This window comes from Amycolatopsis kentuckyensis (assembly GCF_002155975.1).
GTDB lineage: Bacteria > Actinomycetota > Actinomycetes > Mycobacteriales > Pseudonocardiaceae > Amycolatopsis > Amycolatopsis kentuckyensis.
In genome coordinates this window covers 1-540 of the sequence record NZ_MUMI01000856.1, presented here as the reverse complement: position 1 = coordinate 540, position 540 = coordinate 1, and the positions used below count along the sequence as shown (strand labels likewise).

The 540-nt window shown below is 73.7% G+C and carries 1 pseudogene; it reads right to left on the bottom strand.

The window, feature by feature from the left end:
• Window positions 1–540: pseudogene (locus CCN39_RS48665) on the bottom strand (SMI1/KNR4 family protein); the annotation flags it as partial.

The following is a 540-nucleotide window of genomic DNA, read 5'->3' as shown; positions in this document are numbered from 1 at the left end:
TCGGCGCCCAATCCCGCAGGCCGAGCGGGTCCGCGCCCGCCACCAGCGCGGGAGCCAGCGCCCGCGTCGCCGCCAGCGTCGCCACATCGGGGTGCGGCCCGGCGAAGGAAGCCCACAGCTCCAGGTCACCGTCGGCGAGAGCCGTGCGTACCCGGTCCGGGCGAGTCGGCGCCACGTGCTTGATCACCTCGGCGACCGGGCCCGGCGGCAGGACACCCTCCAAGTCCGAAACCGGACGATGCAACGACGCTGTGTGCGTGCGCTCCTCGACATCCAGGTCGAGCGGCGCCAACCCCTCGGCCCAGTCCGGTCGCCCGCCGGATGCCTCGAACAGCATCGCCCAGGCGCGCGCCCGCACCGAGTCGGCGGCCAGCGCTGTCACCGGCCGCTCGGTCCGGGCCAGCCACTGCGTGACCAGCCGGTCGGCTTCTTCGAGGGCGCCGGAAACCGCGATCAGCAAGGCCGCGTAACCCACCTGGTCGTCGACGCGCGCTTCAGGCGCCGTCAAGACGTCGCGGACCGCCGCTTCGAGGTAGTCCT